General features: G+C 66.1%; 20 protein-coding genes and 1 pseudogene. 13 read left to right on the top strand and 8 right to left on the bottom strand.

The features are described from left to right. The first annotated feature begins 198 nt into the window (after positions 1-198). Genes CJD35_RS19100 through CJD35_RS19085 form a run of 4 tightly spaced genes read left to right on the top strand, consistent with a single transcriptional unit; the run spans position 199 to position 5,395 of the window. Complete coding sequence (locus tag CJD35_RS19100) at positions 199-1,341, top strand: tyrosine-type recombinase/integrase (protein ID WP_095687448.1); 1,143 nt, start codon at positions 199-201, stop codon at positions 1,339-1,341. After that, positions 1,331-3,127 carry a site-specific integrase gene (locus CJD35_RS19095; protein ID WP_095687447.1) on the top strand — a complete coding sequence of 599 codons (1,797 nt, stop codon included), beginning with the start codon at positions 1,331-1,333 and terminating at the stop codon, positions 3,125-3,127. The genes CJD35_RS19100 and CJD35_RS19095 overlap by 11 nt, the downstream gene beginning before the upstream one ends. Further along, on the top strand, positions 3,124-4,971 hold the full coding sequence (locus tag CJD35_RS19090) for an integrase (RefSeq protein WP_244917320.1): 1,848 nt from the start codon (positions 3,124-3,126) through the stop codon (positions 4,969-4,971). Before CJD35_RS19095 ends, CJD35_RS19090 begins: the two co-directional genes overlap by 4 nt. Then, positions 4,955-5,395: a hypothetical protein gene (locus CJD35_RS19085; protein WP_095687446.1), complete on the top strand. Its 441-nt coding sequence runs from the start codon at positions 4,955-4,957 to the stop codon at positions 5,393-5,395. Before CJD35_RS19090 ends, CJD35_RS19085 begins: the two co-directional genes overlap by 17 nt. A 219-nt stretch (positions 5,396-5,614) precedes the next feature. On the opposite strand, the gene CJD35_RS19080 is transcribed toward CJD35_RS19085, so the two are convergent. Both CJD35_RS19080 and CJD35_RS19075 read right to left on the bottom strand, forming a co-directional pair. Next, positions 5,615-6,103, bottom strand: a complete 489-nt coding sequence (locus CJD35_RS19080) for a hypothetical protein (protein ID WP_095687445.1) — start codon at positions 6,101-6,103, stop codon at positions 5,615-5,617. 72 nt (positions 6,104-6,175) lie between these two features. Continuing rightward, positions 6,176-6,889 (bottom strand): hypothetical protein, encoded by a 714-nt coding sequence (locus tag CJD35_RS19075; protein WP_095687444.1) that lies wholly within the window; start codon positions 6,887-6,889, stop codon positions 6,176-6,178. 175 nt (positions 6,890-7,064) lie between these two features. Here CJD35_RS19075 and CJD35_RS19070 point away from each other — a divergent pair, with 175 nt between their 5' ends. Continuing rightward, entirely contained in the window at positions 7,065-7,709 is a 645-nt protein-coding gene (locus CJD35_RS19070) for a hypothetical protein (RefSeq protein ID WP_095687443.1), read from the top strand. Between the two features lie 3 nt (positions 7,710-7,712). Here CJD35_RS19070 and CJD35_RS19065 read toward each other — a convergent pair whose 3' ends face one another. Next, a complete protein-coding gene (locus CJD35_RS19065; protein ID WP_095687442.1) occupies positions 7,713-7,892 on the bottom strand; it encodes a hypothetical protein in 180 nt (59 codons plus the stop codon). A 103-nt stretch (positions 7,893-7,995) separates the two neighbouring features. On the opposite strand from CJD35_RS19065, the gene CJD35_RS19060 reads away from it, so the two are divergent. Beyond that, positions 7,996-8,961 carry a hypothetical protein gene (locus CJD35_RS19060; RefSeq protein WP_095687441.1) on the top strand — a complete coding sequence of 322 codons (966 nt, stop codon included), beginning with the start codon at positions 7,996-7,998 and terminating at the stop codon, positions 8,959-8,961. A 109-nt stretch (positions 8,962-9,070) separates the two neighbouring features. Further along, complete coding sequence (locus tag CJD35_RS19055; protein ID WP_036529763.1) at positions 9,071-9,265, top strand: hypothetical protein; 195 nt, start codon at positions 9,071-9,073, stop codon at positions 9,263-9,265. A 528-nt stretch (positions 9,266-9,793) separates the two neighbouring features. On the opposite strand, the gene CJD35_RS19045 is transcribed toward CJD35_RS19055, so the two are convergent. The 4 genes and pseudogenes from CJD35_RS19045 to CJD35_RS19035 form a co-directional block, all read right to left on the bottom strand. Further along, positions 9,794-10,366, bottom strand: coding sequence for an ankyrin repeat domain-containing protein (locus CJD35_RS19045; protein WP_048938258.1), 573 nt, complete (start codon positions 10,364-10,366; stop codon positions 9,794-9,796). Beyond that, the gene (locus CJD35_RS23185) at positions 10,356-11,258 is read right to left on the bottom strand and encodes a catalase-related domain-containing protein (protein ID WP_244917349.1); all 903 of its coding nucleotides are present in this window, start codon (positions 11,256-11,258) and stop codon (positions 10,356-10,358) included. Before CJD35_RS23185 ends, CJD35_RS19045 begins: the two co-directional genes overlap by 11 nt. Before the next feature lie 15 nt (positions 11,259-11,273). Further along, positions 11,274-12,562, bottom strand: a pseudogene (gene katE / locus CJD35_RS23180) (catalase); the annotation flags it as partial. 173 nt (positions 12,563-12,735) lie between these two features. Then, the gene (locus CJD35_RS19035; protein WP_048938256.1) at positions 12,736-13,227 is read right to left on the bottom strand and encodes a Dps family protein; all 492 of its coding nucleotides are present in this window, start codon (positions 13,225-13,227) and stop codon (positions 12,736-12,738) included. Positions 13,228-13,318: 91 nt separating this feature from the next. Here CJD35_RS19035 and CJD35_RS19030 point away from each other — a divergent pair, with 91 nt between their 5' ends. The 5 genes from CJD35_RS19030 to CJD35_RS19005 all read left to right on the top strand — a co-directional run bounded on the left by CJD35_RS19030 (position 13,319) and on the right by CJD35_RS19005 (position 16,744). Next, entirely contained in the window at positions 13,319-13,693 is a 375-nt protein-coding gene (locus CJD35_RS19030; RefSeq protein ID WP_095687439.1) for a hypothetical protein, read from the top strand. 81 nt (positions 13,694-13,774) lie between these two features. Continuing rightward, positions 13,775-14,734: a hypothetical protein gene (locus CJD35_RS19025; RefSeq protein ID WP_095687438.1), complete on the top strand. Its 960-nt coding sequence runs from the start codon at positions 13,775-13,777 to the stop codon at positions 14,732-14,734. Between the two features lie 309 nt (positions 14,735-15,043). Beyond that, positions 15,044-15,502 carry a DUF736 domain-containing protein gene (locus CJD35_RS19020; protein WP_095687437.1) on the top strand — a complete coding sequence of 153 codons (459 nt, stop codon included), beginning with the start codon at positions 15,044-15,046 and terminating at the stop codon, positions 15,500-15,502. A 164-nt stretch (positions 15,503-15,666) separates the two neighbouring features. Beyond that, positions 15,667-16,101: an antirestriction protein gene (locus CJD35_RS19015; RefSeq protein ID WP_048938254.1), complete on the top strand. Its 435-nt coding sequence runs from the start codon at positions 15,667-15,669 to the stop codon at positions 16,099-16,101. Positions 16,102-16,426: 325 nt separating this feature from the next. Continuing rightward, positions 16,427-16,744 (top strand): DUF7673 family protein, encoded by a 318-nt coding sequence (locus CJD35_RS19005; RefSeq protein WP_095687436.1) that lies wholly within the window; start codon positions 16,427-16,429, stop codon positions 16,742-16,744. Here CJD35_RS19005 and CJD35_RS19000 read toward each other — a convergent pair. Then, entirely contained in the window at positions 16,741-17,259 is a 519-nt protein-coding gene (locus tag CJD35_RS19000; RefSeq protein ID WP_095687435.1) for a hypothetical protein, read from the bottom strand. The genes CJD35_RS19005 and CJD35_RS19000 overlap by 4 nt on opposite strands. 95 nt (positions 17,260-17,354) lie before the next feature. On the opposite strand from CJD35_RS19000, the gene CJD35_RS18995 reads away from it, so the two are divergent. Continuing rightward, entirely contained in the window at positions 17,355-18,050 is a 696-nt protein-coding gene (locus tag CJD35_RS18995; protein ID WP_095687434.1) for a hypothetical protein, read from the top strand. The last annotated feature ends 113 nt before the right edge of the window (positions 18,051-18,163 follow it).

The raw sequence follows: 18,163 nt of genomic DNA, 5'->3' as shown, positions 1-18,163 counted from the left end.
GCCAAAGCGATAGTCGCGCAAGACGATCGCCACCGGACGGTGCTTCGCCCGGTGGCGATTGCATCTGGCTGAGTCACTTCAAACGGTCCGGCGAAGCGATGCGTCCCGAAAGCGCATCGCTTCGCCGAAAGCATGCCCGGTCCATTACCCGATGCCTGTATTGTCCTCAGGAACCCCAAGGCGAGGGGATCCGACATCGTGGTGACGATCATTCGGGCAGGTGCAGGCGAGGCGGGCATTCCGGTCGGCTTCCCAATCCTGTTCGACGCCGGGATGGCGATCATCGAGCCCACGTTCGCCTATCTGCTCGAGCACGCCCAAGCTCATGGTCGCCCGCAGGCTTCGGAAACCGTTCGAACCTACGGTGAGCATCTCTACGAATGGTTCGACGCGCTCGAGCAGTCGGGCATCGACTGGGATGCGGCCGATGAGCCTGTGCTCGCCGCGTATCGGGCGCGAATGCTCGAAGGGCCGAGCCAGCATACCGGTCGCCCGTTCGCTCGTTCGACGATCAATGCCCGGATCGCGACCGTCTATCGTTTCTACGCCTGGGCCCTTGACCATGGCTTCATCACGCATCGCGTGTTCCCGCGTCCGCTCCAAGCGCGGCACGGTGTCAGACCTACTCCCGTTCCGCGCTTCGGGCGCTATCCGACCGGCGATCTGACGATCTCGGTTCCTGAGCAGCTTCCACGGCCGATGCGCGCGGACGAGTTGGCAAGACTCTTCGCGCAGCTCGCGCCGACCGCACGGCTTGCGGCCGAATGGGCGTTGTGTGCCGGCCTTCGACGCAAGGAACTTTGCGCCCTTGCCGTCGAGCAGATTCCCGACAGCTGGTCACTTCACCCGGAAGAGACGCCATTGGTGGGCGTGCCGCTCAGCATCACCAAGGGCGACCGACCCCGGACGGTCTATCCGCCGGTGCGCCTGCTCGATCGCACCCATTGGTATGTCGGCGAGGAGCGGGTGCGCATCGTGGGGCGCGCGCGCAAATCTGACGGTCGCTATAGAGCATCTCCCAACCTCTTCCTGAATAGCCTGGGCCATCCGCTCACGCGCAAGCGCATGACGGCACTGCTCTCAGAGGGGTTCGCAGCAGCCGGGTTGCCGGGCACGCTGCATTGGCTCCGCCACACCTTCGCGATGGTGATGCTCACCCGCCTTCAGATCCAGGCGCGTACCAATCCAGCGCTGAATCCGTTGAAGATCGTGCAGGTTCTGCTGGGCCATGCCTCGATCACGACAACCGCCATCTATCTTCGGTGCGTCGAACTCTATGAGCCGGACATCAGCGAAAGCCTGGACTGGCTCTACGGTGAGGTCATCGCCGATGCCGACTGAGAATCGTATCGATCGCCGGATCGTGATCGAGCGCCCGCCCGCCGTGGAGCAGCAAGACGACCGGCAAATCATCTTCCGCGACGAATGGGGCCAAATCGTTCAGACGTTCGATCCCCGCGCGCTCGATATGCCGAATGATGTCTCCCGCGTTTTTGTCGAGGCGTTTCGCGTTCACGATGCGGGCTCTTCCGCCACGACGAGGCGGGGACGGTGGCGCGTGCTTCGGCGCTTCGGTCGCTTTCTCCGCACCGAAGGGGTAGCCTGCGCCCGCGATGTCAACGCCGGCACGATCCGGCGCTATATCGATGCGCTGGCGACCCCGGCGAGCGGCCGCCAGCTCAGCCGCGCCACCATGGCCCAGCGTATTGCGGCCTTGAAGCCGCTGCTGGAGCGCGTCGAGCAGGCCTATCCCGATCTGTTCGGAAGTGCGCTCGCCATCCCGTACAGCCCGTTCCCCAGCGTGGGATGGTCACCCGAGGCCAAGGTCCGCCTCACCGCGACCGAGATGAAAACGATCCTGGCGGCCGCCTATGACGAGATCGACATGGCGTGGGCGCGATTCCGACGCGGCCAGGAGATCATCGCGGCGCCGCTGCCGCCCGAGGGGAATGGCCCAGGGCAGGCGCTCGCGCGCTGGGTGTGGAAACTCCACCGGATCGGCGGCGGCATCGCTCCGAGCGGCGAGGCAATACGCGCCGCTGGCATCAACCCGAACTCGCTTGAGCACTATGGACGCCAGGAGGCGATCGCCCAGCATTACCACCTGACATCGCACACCATGGCGCCGTTCTATGTTGCCCTGGCGATCCAGCTCGCGGCCAATCCCCAGCCGCTTCGCGCGATCCGGCGCGACTGCCTGGTGCCCCATCCGCTCGATGACAATCGAGTCATGGTGGAATGGCTGAAACGGCGGACTGGTCGAAACCCGAAGATGCAACGCCGCTCCTTCGATCCGCGTAGACCGCGGTCAGCGCCCCGCCTGATCGAGATGCTGCTGGAAATGACCGAACCGCTGATCGCGCATGCGCCGCCCGATGAACGCGAGAGCCTGTTCCTGATCCGCTACCCGTCCGCGGCCTATTGGCGGCGGCATGATTATCCCGCCGGACTCATTGCACCCGACAGCATCCCAGGGTTCATCAACCGATTCATCCGTCGCACCAACCACCGGATCGAACGCTGGAATGCCGCCCATCCGGCGCGCCCGAAACCGCTGGTGCCGAAGTTTACGGCGTCGCAGCTGCGCGGCAGCGTCGCCACCGAACATTATGTGGCGTCCGGAGGCGATCTGCGCGCGGCGGGCGCGGTCCTCAATCACGCGAGCCTCGTCACGACCGATCGCTATGTCGAGGGATCTGCCGCGCGGAAACTGGAGCAGGAAACAATCGCGCGGCTGCAGACGCTCATGGTCGCATGGGTCAGCGGGCCTGACAGGAAAGAGCCCGCCCGGCATGGGTCGGTGACGGCATTGTTCGGCCATCGCTGCCTGGCGCCCGTCGAAAAGGGGGGAGACGGGAATCCGCGTCTCTGTCCGAGACTACGCGGCTGTCTTGCCTGTCCGGGGCTGATCGTACCGCTCGACGTCGAGCGGTTCGCGCGCGTGCTACAGGCCCGCGGGCATCTCCTCGCTGCCCGGGACCAGATCGATCCGGTACGCTGGGCGTTGTTCTATGGGCCGAGCCTGCATGTGCTCGAGCATGATCTCCTTCCTGCGTTCCCGGCCGGACTGAGAGAGCAGGCGGAGCACCAAGCTGCTTTGTTGCCCGATCTCCCGGACCTCGAATGAGCGTCCCGCTTCTCGCTTTGCCGGACGCTTCGGTTCGCGTCTCCCCGCACTCGCTGTTCGGCGACGATCATTGGCAAATGGCGATGGGAGTCGTCGGCCAGCGTGACACGACCTTCCGGGTCGACTGGTCCTTCACCTTGCCCGACGGAAGCCGGTTCAGCGAACTGCACTGGCGGATGCTGCGCGATGCAAGCAAGCACTTGCTGTGGTCATTGCATAGCGATCCGCCTCCTGGTCGCCCGGCGCTATCGTTGCGCTCGCTCGCGACGCAGGGAACCCTGCTGCGCGTTGTGCTGGAGTGGATGGCGGGCCAAGGCATTACCCGATGGTCGGAGCTGGATGACGAGGCCATCCGGCGCCTGTTCGACGATCTCGCCGAGCGGCCACGCATCAATCCCACGATGGCGCTATCGACCGCCGGAAACTATCGCACGCTGCTACGCGCCTTTTATCAGCAGCGCGAGAAGCTCCCTGACACGCCAGGGGCGGCGCCACCGGCACTCAACGAGCTGGGCCGGTGGCGACCGGTCGAGCGGTGGCCGTACACACCTGACGAGGTCGCCATACCGCTCGTTGCGGGGGCACTCCACCTCATCGGTGAACCGGCCGACATCATCCTTCGCATGAGGGACGATCTACAGGCGCTGCACGATGCGGCACGTGCCAAGGGGAATGCCAAGCCCGCGCGTTCGAGGCGCATCCGCAGATACCTGCGCGCGGCGGCGCCGGTCGAACTCGTCCCAGGGCAAGCCATGCCGCTGACGATCCAGCCGATGCTCGCCTTCAATGGCATGGTTGCCCGGTTGTACGAGGCGTGCTTCGTCATCATCGCCTACCTCGTCGGTCCGCGCGCTTCCGAGATACTATCGCTCGAGGCCGGCTGCATCGAAATGGTGCAGGGTGAGCAGCAGGAAATGTTCGGCTATCTGAACGGTACGATCCGGAAGGATGCGCCGGGGAGCGGGATACCGCACCGCTGGGTAGCGCCGCAGCCCGCGGTGCGCGCGATCGAAATCCTCGAACGCCTCTCCGCGCCGTGGCGAGCGATCACCGACCGACCGTACCTCTGGCAAATCCAAACACGTCCGGGCAGCGCAATCCGATCCTCGGCGTTGCCGATCGAGCCGCTCACCGCACCGGCGATGAACATACGCCTGAACGACGGCATCGGCGCGACGCTGCGTCTTCCCGCGATCGAAGGCGAGGGCTGGAAGCTGACCACGCATCAGGGGCGCAAGACGTTCGCGCGGTTCGTCGGCCGCCGTGACCGGACCGGCCTCGCGGCACTTGCCAAGCATCTCGGCCATGTCACCCGTGCCATGACCGACCGCGCCTATGTCGGCACCGACTTCGAACTCTCGGAACTGGTCGATGCACAGGCAGCCCGCGAAACCCGCGCCGCGCTCGAAGAACTGTTGGTCGCACCTCGCCTTGCCGGCAAAGCGGGTCGGGAGCTCGCTGCGCGCTCTCCGTTCCGCGGCCGCACGCAGGATGGCGATCTCGATGCGTATATAACCCGCCTTCTCGCCGAGACGGACGTCAGGCTCGGGGTCTGCGACTGGGGGTACTGCCTCTACCGACGGGAAACCTCGGCCTGCATCGGGTCGGACAAGGAGCCCAATCCTGTTCTTCGCACGCAGGGCACATGCGTCACCTGTGCGAACTTCGCGGTGAGTCAGCATCACAAACCGGTGTGGGATGCCCGTCTGCGGCGAAATCTCGCTCTTCTGGAAAGGCCCGATCTCGATCCCGAAAGCCGAAATCTGGCGATGATGCGCGTCGAGGAGAGCCGGCGCGTGATCTGCGAGCTCGATCCGCAGGCCGACGATGGCAACCCTGGCTGATACGCCGCAGGGACGGCGCCGCGAGCGGATCGCTGCGCGCCTGCAAGAGGCACTCGCCGCGCTGCGCGCCGATCCTGCCGCGGAGCTCACCGCCTCAGCACTGGCCCGGCGTGCCGGCATCGGCCGTAATGCTCTGTACACCAATCACCGGTCCGCGCTTGACGATCTACGCGACCTCCAGGCTGAGCGGTCTCCGATGCGATGTCCGAACGGTGCACCCGATGAAGGTGGAGGAAAGGGGGATGGGGAAGTGCGAGTCCGGGCGTTAGCCACGGAGAATGCTTCACTGCTGCGGCGTGCGTTGATCGCAGAGACGCGCGTCAAACGGTTGGAGGAGCGAAATGCCGACCTCGTCCGCCAACTCAGAGCACAGCGCAAGGTGACGGTCATGCCGGCCGCAGGGTTGAGCAAGACCGAGGAATAGCCTGCACGCCGCTAACGAGACGTCCTGTTAGCCACCACGGCTGAAAACCCTTCAGGATCAATCCGGTGCGCCTAATCGGACACATCTAACCGGACCTAAGACCTCGATCATGATGCGCTTGTGACCGGATGGGTCGAGCAATGGGCCGCAGACCTGATGCACCCTGAGGCTTGATGGCGATCACCAAGCACGGCGCCGGACGCGGCACAGCCCTGCAGCTCAGGATTTGACGACCGCCTCCGCCCACCAGGACGCACCTTGGACGAAATCGGCACGACTCTCCACCAGGGGACCATCGGGCTCCGCCGCGACATAGGGGTTGGTCAGCGGGAGGATCGTTCGCTTTTCACGGTGGATCTGGCCCGCGATCCGGCCGCGCCGCTCGAGCAGATCCTCCAACCAGGCGAGGTCGTCGAGCATCTCGACCACGCCACGACCAGCCAAGCAGAAATAGATCGTCCGCTGAAAGTCGTCGGCCTGCGGATTGGACAGGAGGCTTGCGAGCTTCCGTTTGCCTTGCGCCAGCCCCTCGTGGATCCACTGGACCGCCTCGCGGATCTCGCGCACGGCATAATAAGCATCGAGCGCATCCATGCCGATGGCCGCATTGGCGATCATCCGGCGCGTCGGCCGATTGTCGGGATCGAGCGCGGCATCCCGTAGCGTGATATCGAGATCGAACCGGTCGAGAAAATTGGACATGCTCATGGCGGAAACTCCCTTCGCGTGGGAACGTACCGTGAACATCTGGCATGGTCAACTGGTCGGCATCGACCTGGATCAGGCCTTGTCGGCCGCACTGGCGAGTTCGCGATGAACGGCCCTGGCGAGATTGAGGTCGTAGCTGAGCGCGCTGCTGACCGGGAGGCTACGCACGCCCAGGGCCTGGAGCGTATAGTTGAGGTCGGGCGTCACCGCCGCGCCCGCCGCTTCGATCGGCAGGTCCCAAGGCCGAAGCGGCGAGACCGGCCACCGTACGCCCTCGGCCTCGCGCATCAGCGTATCGCCATGCAGGCAGAAGGCGGAGGGATCGCAGCGATAGTCCATGTCGATCCGGGCCGCGATCGTGTTGTCGCCCGCGTCGCGCGCGACGAAGGCCTGGTGACGCCCCTCGATGACCTGATAGAGAGCGGGAAGTCCAGCCACCGTCAGGCGTTGCACCTTCACGGGCAGGCTGTTCCGCGCGTCCCGGCGGTCGCGTACGGCTCCGACCAGCCGGTCGAACCGGACCGGCTGGGCTAGCACGTAGCGCAGTTCGATTGCGGCCGCCTCGGGCGGCGCGACACTGCCACGGGAAACGGCGGTGGCGCAGACGGCCCGCGCGAAAAGATCGACCTGAAACGGTCCTATGACGCTGAAGATACCGGTCGCATCCGGTCCCGCCATCTCGTTCGCGCGCTCACCAAGCTCAGGATGTCCAGGGATGCGCAGGTCCGACACGCCGCCACGCAGGCATTCCATCATGTCGATGCCCATCGCCTGAGTCCTCTCCATTTCGGAGGAATTTTATACCTTGCCGAGGCGTCTGACTATCCGGCGGTTCTTTCCCGTGGCCGCACCGGAAAGGTCCGCAGTCTGCAAGGACCGCCCAGCGCCAGGCGCCGGAAAAAGGGGAGGGGGCCGAGAGGACGAGCGACGTGGATCGCTTGGCCCCTCGGAGACTTTCCCCATGAGCTACGATGTTGCGTTTCGCCACCAGCAGGCCCTCGACCCGAGCGCGCTCTCGAGTGTCACCACCACATTGCACGCGATCGGCGCCGCGATCACCGACTGCCGCAACGCTGGCAAGGACGCCGAGATCGACCCTGCGGTCATCCTCCTTATCCGTCACCTGTCGCAAGTGTGCGAAGCCCGGCCGCCCAGCACTCTCCTGCGCCGCGAATGCCTGGACGCGATCGCTGAGATCCGGCGGCATCCTGTGCTCAAGACGCTCGCCTATCGCGGCGTTGCCTATGACGAGCCCGCCAAGCGCCTCTTCCATAGCGAGGGACGGATCGCGGTGCGGCGGCTCGCCGAGGCCCTGGGTTTGGCCGAGGGCAGCTTCGATGTCCGGTCCAACAAGGGCGGCGTTGCCGTCTCCGGCGAAATCACGCTCCACGGCGAGGACATCTGGGTCCAGCTTAGCCTTGGCCTCATGGGACCGGACCGCGAGATCCTCTACCGGCGCGTCCACGGCCGAAGCGACCATATCGGCGAGCGCAACCATTATGCCTCGATCCGCGACCTCATGGCGCCCGATCGCTTCGCCCGGAAGATCCGCCGGGATCTCAATCTGGCACCCGCCACCCCATCGGATGGCCGATTGTTCGCCTGACTCTCAGGCCGGCGGCGGGTCGACATGGCCCAGCCACCGGGCGAGCCAATGCGCCATGGTGGCGCGATAGTCAGCGGGACTGTCGGGTTCGGCCGTCGCTTTCCATCCGCATTGGCACTGCACGGTGCGCACCGCGTCATGGGGCGGCGCTGCGTAGACGATCATATGCGCCCTGAGCGGCATCTTTCGTTTCCCCCCGCGGCACGATGCTGCGCGCGCGCGGGGCGGCTGTCCACATTTTTGTCAGTAGCGCCCGCCTGCGGGCAGGCCCCCAAAAGGACACCTCATGCACCGCGCGCCTAATGACGCGGCACCTTGCCGCGTGCCCGACAGGATCGCCCTCGATCCGCAGGCCCCCATCATCCTTGCCTACGGCATCGGGGTCGATTCCACCGCGCTCCTTATCGAGCTGCATGCGCGCGGCGAAACGCCCGATCTCGTCCTCACCGCCGACCCTGGGGCCGAAAAGCCCGAAACGTATGAATATCAGACGATGATGGCCGCCTGGATGGCGGCCCGGGGCATTCCCTATGAAGTCGTCGCTTACCGGCCCAAGCGCTTCAAGCACTATCCGCCCTATGCGACGATCCTCACCAACCTGCTGGCGAACGCGACGCTGCCGAGCATTAGCCTGGGCCGTCACAGCTGCTCGCTCAAATGGAAGGTCGCGCCCCAGGAGGCCTTCCTCAAGCAATGGCCGCCGGCCAAGGCCGCCTGGGCGGCAGGCCGGAAGGTCGTGCGCCTGATCGGCTACGACGCCTCGCCCGCCGACGCACGCCGTTATCGCCATGCCGCCGGGATCGACGACCCGCTGTTCGAGTGCCGCTATCCGCTGCGCGACTGGGGCTGGACGCGCGCACGCTGCGAGGCCCGGATTGCGCAAGCCGGCCTCCCGGTCCCGCCCAAGTCGTCCTGCTTCTTCTGCGGCGCCATCAAGCCCGATGAGGTCCGCGCCCTGCCGGCCTGGTGCCTGCGCCTCATCGTGCTCATCGAGGCGCGCGCTGCCCCCCGTCTCCATACGGTCGAGGGGCTCTGGCGGCGCTCTACCCGAACCCGTCCGGGGCGGATCACCGACTTTATCCGTGCCGAGCAGCTGCTGCCCGAGGCCGAGATCGGCGAGATCCTGCGGACCGCTCCCACCGAGCTGCTGCGCTTCCAGGACGCGGCCGCGCTCGTGCCGGTGAGCGAAAGACCGACCATGGAGCAATGGCTCGCCGACTTCACCGCGGGGCAGGCCACCAGCCGTCTCTAGGCAGCCGCGCTGCGCTGCGCCATCCCGCGACATGTGCACCGCGCGCCCACAGCATACCCACCGGTTATGCCGGCTCTGACCACAAGCTTATCCACCAAGGAGGTCAACCATGCGTCCCATCACGCCTGCCTCGCCCGAGCAGGGCCAGGCCATCGCCAACGCTGTCGAGCGCCTGCGCGAAGCGCGCACCCTCTTGCGCCAGGCCGGCGCGCGCCAGGCGGCGGCCGCCGCCGGCAAAGCGATCAGCAGCGCCGAAGGCGCGGCCCGGCATGTCGCGCACCGGATCCGGCGGACGAGCACGTGACGCCCGCGCTCTCGCGCGACGCCTTGGCGGGGTCAAGCGCCATGCGACCAATGTCTAGGGTTTTGAACGCCGTCGCCATAACCAGCCTTTCGTCATTTTGCGGTACAAGTGTGGATGGATTCGCACACAACACCCGGGCTCTGGTCGCGCGACTTTGAAGCAGGACTTGCGGTCTGCGCCCAAGGTACTCTTCGTTTCGAGCGCCGCGGCGACGCCGGTGTCACCATCGCGTTCGTGGGCGCTGCGCCCCTTTCGCTCGAAGCCCAGTGTCCGCTGGCCGGCCACGCCGTCGCAGCCATCGAACGCGCCTATCGCCTGCGGCGGCGTTGGGCACCGCCCGACAAGAGCAGCCGCCCTTTTCTCCGCGTCCTACTGCCCCGTGTCGCCGACCGCGCATCGCATCCCCAGATCAGCCAGCGCTTCCTTGAGCAGACCGCGTTGGGCAGACCGCGATAAGGGCGGCCAATGACGGCGATGCAGCGCCCAATACCATCGGACATGGTCGCCCCTGCACGCTCCCACGCCCTCCTACGATGTGAGAATGGCGCTTTCTGCCCGCCAACTCCCAGGCCGAGATGCAGGACAAGCGCCGCGCAAATGCTCGCCCATGGCGGCGTTGTTCTGGTCTCGCGCAACCGACAGCGCCGAGTTGCCCGCGGCGTCGCACCGCTCGGGGTCCGCGCCCTGCGCGACCAGGAGATCGGCAATCTCTCGCCGGTCGAACAGCGCGGCGAGCATGAGGGCAGTCTGGCCGGCCTTGTTGGTCGTCTCGGCGTCTGCCCCGCGCTCGAGAAGCAGCCGGGCGACCGATGTGAAGCCCTTGAACGCCGCGCCCATCAGCGCGGTATTGCCGCGCGCGGCATCACCCGCCTCGGGATCGGCGCCGTGATCGAGCAGCAGCGCCACGGCCTCGTCATGCCCATGATAGGCCGCCAGGATGAGCGGGGTATAGCCCCGCTCATCCTTTGCCTCGACCGCGCAGCCCGCATGCAGCAGGGCCGGCAGCACGTCGGTCCGTCCTAGCTGCGCCGCATCGAACATCAGTTCGCGCAGCCGCTCGGGCGAGGGCAGGGGCGGCAGATCGCCGGGCTCATTTGGCATCCATGTCGACCTTGAGTTCGCGGGGCCAGAAGCGCAGCGCCGCGATCGTGTCGACGAAGGCCACCGCATCCTTGGCGGCGCCAAGCTCGATACAGGCATCGTCGAGCTTCTCGAGGATGCCGGCATTGGCAAAGATCGGCTGCGCATCGAGCGTGAGGCCGATATATTTGCAATGGCCAAAGGCATCGCGCACGAAGTCCTGCGTGGCCGCGTCATCGGCAAGCAGCGCAGCGCCGTCGGCCGAGACGACGATGGCCACCGCGTCGAACAGCACCGAAGGTCCGCCGTCGATCTTCTGCTTGGCCGCGACCTTGGTGCCATCATCAAGCGTCACGCCGCCGATCTTGGGGGCGATCACGTCATAGACCGCGCCCACCTTGTCGAGCGCCTTGACGAGGCCGCCAAACAGCGCGGCATCGGCGCCGTCGCTCAGGAGAATGCCAAGCTTGCGGCCCTTGAAGCTCGGCGGTCCGTTCTTCACGATCGAGAGCGCGTCCGACGGCGGCAAATCGCTCCGGGTCGGCTGCGCAGCCTGCGCGGGCGCGGGCAATTCGGGAAGGCCCAAGCCGTCCGCGACGGTGCCGGCCAGGCCGTCGTCGATGTTGATGAGGTGCGAGACGACACGGGCGCGAATGTCCGGGCGTTCGACCTTGCTGAGCTCGAAAACCAAGGCATCAGCGATATGCTTCTGCTCGATCGGCTCCTGGCTCACATAGAATTGCCGGGCCTGGCTGTAGTGATCGGCAAAGCTTTCCGGGCGGATGCGCAGCTTGGCGCCATCCGCCTCCTCGGCGAAGCTTCGGAACCCCCGGACCGTATCCTCGCGCGGTCCGCCGAGCGTCGCACCCCAGCTGTTGGGCTCATAATTGACCCGCCCCCGGGGGTTGGTCATCGCCATATGACCGTCCTGCTGGAAATGGGCGACGGGGCATTTGGGCGCGTTGATCGGGATATGCGTGAAATTGGGCGAGCCCAAGCGCTTGAGCTGAGTATCGAGGTAGGAGAAATTACGCCCCTGGAGCAGCGGGTCGTTGGTGAAGTCGATACCCGGCACGACATTCTGCGTGCAGAAAGCAACCTGTTCGGTCTCGGCGAAGAAATTGTCGACCACCCGGTCGAGCACCAGACGGCCCACGACCCGGACGGGCAGTATCTCTTCGGGAATGATCTTGGTCGCGTCGAGCACGTCGAAATCGAACTGGTCGGCGAACGCCTGGTCGAACAGCTGGACGCCGAGCTCCCATTCGGGAAAGTCACCGCCATTGATCGCTTCCCACAGATCGCGGCGATGAAAGTCCGGGTCGGCGCCGTTGATCTTGACCGCCTCGTTCCACAGCACCGACTGCAGGCCCTGCTTGGGCTTCCAGTGGAACTTGACGAAGGTCGACTTGCCCTCGGCGCTGACAAGCCGGAAGGTATGGACGCCAAAGCCCTCCATCGTGCGGAATGAACGCGGGATCGCCCGGTCCGACATGGCCCACATGATCATGTGCATGGATTCGGGGTCAGGCTGATGAAATCCCAGAAATTGTCATGGGCGGTCTGCGCCTGCGGGAAGGCGCGGTCGGGTTCGGGCTTTGCCGCATGGACGAGGTCGGGAAACTTGATCGCATCCTGGATGAAGAAGACCGGGATGTTGTTGCCGACCAGATCCCAGTTGCCTTCCTTGGTATAGAGCTTGACCGCGAAGCCGCGCACGTCACGCGCCAGGTCGAACGAACCCTTCGAGCCCGCCACGGTCGAGAAGCGAACGAAGGCGGGCGTGCGCTCGCCCACGCGCTGGAAGATGTCCGCCCGGCTGATGTCGGCGAGGCTGTCGGTCAGCTCGAAAAAGCCGTGCGCGCCATAGCCGCGGGCATGGACCACGCGCTCGGGGATCCGCTCATGGTCGAAGTGAAAGATCTTCTCGCGAAAATGAAAATCCTCGAGCAGCGTCGGACCGCGCGCGCCTTGCTTCAGGCTGTTCTGATCGTCGGCGACCGGAACCCCTTGGCTCGTGGTGAGCGCCGGCGCGCCGTCGGCCGCGACCTGATGGGTCTCGCCGCCGTCGCCCTGTTTTTCAGCATAGCTTTCGGACAGCTGTGCGTCGGGAGGCACGGGCGAGGCCTTCTGCCGGGATTCCCCGGACACCGGCTTCCCCGGAGCGATGTCGGCCGGAACGATCACAGCGGTATCGGTCGCGGGTTTCCTGGGCATGGGAGCTCCTGTCACTGGTCATGTCGGTGAACCCGCCCACGCCGGACGCTGGGCAGGTATGACGGACAAACCCCCGGGGACAGTTTAAGTTTCCCAGGCCGAGCAGATTAGGAGCCGCCTCGTCCGACAGGGCGCACAGAGGCCGGGCACCCTATCGGATAACGGTCAGTCGCTTAGTTCTGCAACAGCGAGCGTAGCATCCAGGCCGTCTTTTCGTGCACGGTCAGCCGCTGGGTCAAAAGATCGGCGGTGGGCTCGTCGCTCGCCTTGTCAGCCAGGGGGAAGATCGAGCGCGCGGTGCGCGCCACCGCCTCATGGCCCGTCACCAGGATGGCGACCATGTCGAGCGCCTTGGGCGGATCGGCGGGCGCATCGTCGATCGATGCCAGTTCGCTGAACTGCGCGTAGGAGCCCGGCGCCTTGTGTCCCAGCGAACGAATGCGCTCGGCGATGAGATCGACCGAGTTCCACAGCTCGGTATATTGCACCATGAACATGTCATGGAGCGTGTTGAACATCGGGCCGGTCACGTTCCAATGGAAATTGTGGGTGGTGAGGTAGAGCGTATAGGTGTCGGCCAAGAGACGGGAGAGACCTTCGGCGATGGCCGCGCGGTCCTTCTCGTCGATGCCGATATCGATATGCCCTTCGGTGGCTTTGCCCATGGCTGTCTCCTTCTTGGGGTTGAACCTGGGAAGATATGGCGGCGATGTCGCAGCGCCAACCATTCAAGCAACTTGCGAGGAGGACAAAATCATGAGCCGTCATAGGCTTCCGCCCCGCCCCGAGTGCCCAGAGGTGCTGCGCGCCGTCGTCGGTTTCGACCGCCCGCTCCAGACCCTCTTCGCGCAGGTCTTCTCGCATACCCCCGAGGCCGACGATCCCGAGGCCGAGAGCGTCTGGGACGATAATGAGGAGGGGGATGAGGATGGCGAAATCCTGCTGTGGGTCGGCACCGAACCGGGCGAACTGCTCGATCCCGAGGCCGCCATCGCGCTTGTCGCGCCCTATGCGCTTATACCGGATGATCTGGCCAGACGTCTGCGCGCAGACATGGACGCAGCCGCCGGGCAGCGCGACGGCGCGCACCAGATCGAGGTCAAGCGAATCCTGTTCGGCTCGCAGCACTGAATGGAGCGAGCGCCGCCGCGACTTGACGCGCGGTGTTTTTCTTAGAAATTCTCTCCTCGTCTTAACAGGAGGGGACGCTTCATGCGTAAATGGATGCTCGTATCTGCCGCACTATGTCTGGCCGCCGCGCCGGCACTAGCCCAGGATCAGGCGGGTGCCCCGCAGGTCAGGCTTTCGAAGCCGAACAGCTATGGCCTCAAGGACAACAAGATCGCCGTTCTCTCCTATGCGATCAATTTCGTAACCGGGCAGCGCGCCTCGGCCAATGCCAGCGTCGGCACCAAGGCCCGGGCGGGCGCCACGCTGGTCGGCGTCGATGAAGCGACGATGCGCCGCCTCGCCAACGAGGCCCATGCCGATCTCAAGGCGCAGCTGACCGCCGCGGGCATTCCCATCGTCGATGACGCGACCATCGCAGAGGTGACCCGGACCGCCGGCGTCACGCTGCTCCCGGGCAATCGCGACGCGAACCGCGACGGCGGCATGGTCATCGGATCGGGCGTCAAGAAGGCCTATGTCAGCGTCGGCGCCGACGCGGCGCCGCTCACCGATCTTTACCAGAGCGCGGGCAAGGTCGGCGGCTTCGGCATGCTCGCGACCCTTGGCAAGGGCAACAAGCTGAGCAAGCCGGCGCTGAGCCTGGGCGCGGCCTTCGTGTCGCCCTCGCTCACGATCGATTTCGCCGATGCCGATGCGCGCACGAGCCGCACGCTCGCCGGTTCGCGCCGCGCCAGCGTCGACATCGACACCCAGTTCGCGATCCGCATGCCCTCGCCGGTCAACATCCAGGTCGGCCAGGCGGTGGGCATAGCCGGCCCGACCGCCATGACCCTCTCGCGCGACGTCGTCATGGATGGCGCCTTCACCGGGTCGGCAGGCGCCTCCTCGATGTCGACGGCAGGAGACTATGGCGAATGGAACCCGAACGATGCGGCCAATGTGGTCGTGGATCTGCCGCGCTGGACGGCCATGGTGCAGAGCGCCTACCGCGCCTACAATGCCGCGATCGTCGCCAATCTGCTCGCCGCGCGGGGCCGCTAGGCCGCACTAGCCCCGAGACGGCCTCGCGCGCCCGGATCGGTGCGCGAGCTTGTCGCTGGCCCGCCACGCGGTCATCCCCGCCGGGGTCACCTGCGCGCGCCGTGAGCTCCGAGGCCGAGGACGGTCGGGGCGCCCAGGATGGAGCCGCATCTTTTCCGGTTCGGTTCGAACGCGCCATCGCCCGCCGAAGTGGCTGGCGATGATGGGCGCCTGACGGCGCCTGCTCGGCCCAGCGGCCGAGGAGAGGAGGGGGTGAGGGACTGGCGTCCCGGACAAGGGGTTCGAGGACGCTTTCCAAGGAGAAGTCCCATGAACATCGGTTCCATCGCCAAGAACGCCGCCGGCCACCTGGTCGGCCGTGTCTCCACCCTGACCGTCGAGCTCACCATTGCGCTCCGCCCGGTCCACTCGGCCAATCCCAACGCGCCCAAGTTCGAGGTGATGGCGCTGTCGGCTGCGCGCGCCTGGGTCCGTGTCGGCGCGCTGTTCGAGCTCGCCTCGCGCGAGAGCGGCCTCATCTTCTACAACGGCAAGATCGAGGATCCGAGCTTCGCCCAGCCGCTCTACGTCTCGCTGTTCCAGCAGCAGGACGGCTCCTACAATGTCGTCTGGTCGCGCCCCTCGCGCCGCCGCGAACTCCCTGCCGAAATGGCGATGCCCGCCGATGATGGCCTGCCGCCGCTGCCGGGCAACGACGCCTCCCAGGCCGGACAGAGCGAACCCGACGGGCTGGGCGCCAGCTCGGCCCCGCCTGCCTTCGCCGACTGATCGCCATCGCCTCTGCCCCCGACAGGGTTCGCCTCGCACGCCTGCGAAGCGGGCCCTGTCGTCCTGCCGCCGCTCGCGCGGCGCTGTGAAGGGGAGGGGGAGCGGTGATGATGGTCCTGCCGCAAAAAGGAGCGTCCGGGCCGGTCCCTTTGTCGGAGTTCCCCATGACAGACACTCTCCCCGCTATCGCCGATGCCCCCTGCAACGCCGCAACCCTCGTACCCGACGCGCGGCGCGGCGCATTTCTCCCTGCACTTTTTGGCCGCCGTCATTTCTTCCAGGGCGAGACGCTGGTCTATTCCTTCCTGCAGTGGCTCTCGGCCGATTATGGCGGCGGCTACTGGCAGTTCATGGAACGGGCGGGGCACCCGCTTTATCTCGTCCCCGCCGGACGACCGGCCTATCGCATCTGCTGCAACAGCAACGGCTATGAGGGCACCGTCTCCGCCGACGCTGCGGGCATCATCGCCACGCTCTTCGCCTTTTCGCACCTCTCCTTCGAGGTCGAAGACGATCATCTCGCCGAGGCCTACCACCGCCTGCGCGACTATGCCGGCGACCATCCCGAGGCCGCGAAAATCTTCGGCGCGATCGACTAGATCCGCTCCCAGCGCGGGTCTGCCGTCAGACGCCAGGCCCCCCAATCCCCCGGAGGATTTCATGTTCAGCATCTTTGATATCGGCGCGGCGCCGGCGAATGAGGACTGCGCCCAGATCGGCCAGACGAACCCATCTCCTACCCGGTCGACGAAGACGATTATGTCGTGATCGGCCGCGCGGCGCTCGAACGCCTGGCAAGCTTCGACGCCGTGCTCGCCTATTTCGATGCGGCCGACTTCGTTGTGCCGCCGCTCGTCGTGGGGGATGCCGCTCCTTTCCCCAAGAGCCCTTGGCCCGGCCGGGCTTTGATGAGACAGTATCATCATGACAACGATTCCCACCGACCGCAGCAGCGCGCTGGCCGCGCTCGACCGGCTCGTTCCCCTCGCCCTGTCCGATACCGGGCAGGCGCGGCGGGTCGCCCGCTTTCTCATGGCCTGGTGGAACGGACCCGAGCTGGGCGACTTCCCGGTCGCCGACCTGTTCGCGCTGGACACGGCCGTGGCGCGCGACATGGCGGCGATCGTGGGCTTTCTCGCCCAGCATCCGGGCGCCCTCTATATCGATGCGCTCGGCTATGGCGACGAGATGCAGGCGATCATCGCGCGCTGGCACGCGCCCCAGGCCGCGAACGCGGCCTAACCCGCCTCGGGCCAGGGCCCAAACATCAGAACCACCAGCGCCGCGATATCGCTGACGGGCGCAAAGCGCGCGAGTGGCACCTCGCGCAGCGCCGGCCGGTCCGCCTTATGGCCGAGCGCATTGCCCTTGGCATGGCGGGTGACCTTCTCCCCTAACGGTGGCAGGCCTTGGCCGGGCGGTGCGCCGAACCAGCGATAGGCCTCGACCGCGAGGCTGCGCGCATCATGCCGGATCAGCACGGCGCAGCCATTGGGCTTGGCGCCCAACCGGGTCTGAATGTCGAAGCTGCGCCGTCTGGCCTGTCCATGCATCGCCTTGAGCTGGACATGCCGCATTATGCCGCGCGCCTCGATGATGAGGTCATAGCCGCTATTGTCGACCTCGCTGTGCGAGACCGAAAAATCGAACTCGCCGCGGCGCCATAGCTCGCCGCCGACATCGGCGAGAAATCGATGCTGGAGGATCGTCTCGCGCGTCGCGGAATAGGTCGAGAGCGCGGCTATCCACGCCTGCATAGGATCTTCCTCCCATTTTGTTCAGCCGGGCGACGAGCCCGGCACTGCGCGTGCGGCCAGCGGGCCTGCACTTTTCTCACCATAAGGAGACGATCATGGCGAACAACTATCTCAAGGCGAGCTTCCTCATCGAAGTCACGCCCGCCGAGGCCGCGCTCATCGACTGCGCCTTTGCAGCGAGCGATCTGCTCGGCGATCTCGGGGACGAGCCGGCGGCGCGCCTTTCGGCCTATTCGGGCCTGGGTCCGGCCTTTGCTACGGCTTTTCCCCCGGGCGGCGACGATCCGTTCGAGACGTTCCCGGCTCTGTTTGTCGATCCCACCTATCCGACGTTCGACTGCGATCTGTCCCGATGCGAGCCCCGCAGCGAGGGCCGTGTCCACCTGCACTTTGCCGGGGAGCAGTTCGCCATCGACGCCGTCGGACACCTTCTCTTCGCCGCCGCCAAATCCGCCCTGCCGTTCGGTTTCGAATTCTCGCTCGATTGCGATCGCCTCGTGCCCGGCCAATTTGGCGGTGGCTATGTTGCGATTACCGAGCAGGGCGTCAGCTTCGGCCATAGCAGCGCGCTCCTGGACCGGGCGATCGGGCGCGCGATCGAGGAAGGCGCGGACGGCTATGTGCTGGTCACGCGTCATGCGACCCATGGGCTCAGCTTCTGGAACCGCGAGGCCGGGTTCGGGCGGCTCGCCGATGCAAGCATCTTCTCCGAGGCCGAGGCGTCACGCCTGGACATCCCAATCACCGACGACCAGCCCGAATGGCTGGCCATGCCCGCGCCGCTCATCTGATCGGGCCATCGCCCGCCAAAGGGGCTGGCGATGATGGGCGCCTGGCGGCGCCTGCTCGGCCCAGCGGCCGAGGAGAGGAGGGGGAGAGAGGACTGGCGTCCCGGACAAGGGGT

Source organism: Sphingobium xenophagum, from assembly GCF_002288285.1.
Lineage (GTDB): Bacteria > Pseudomonadota > Alphaproteobacteria > Sphingomonadales > Sphingomonadaceae > Sphingobium > Sphingobium xenophagum.
Note: the sequence above shows the minus strand (reverse complement) of the source record. Positions and strands in the feature narration are given on the sequence as shown.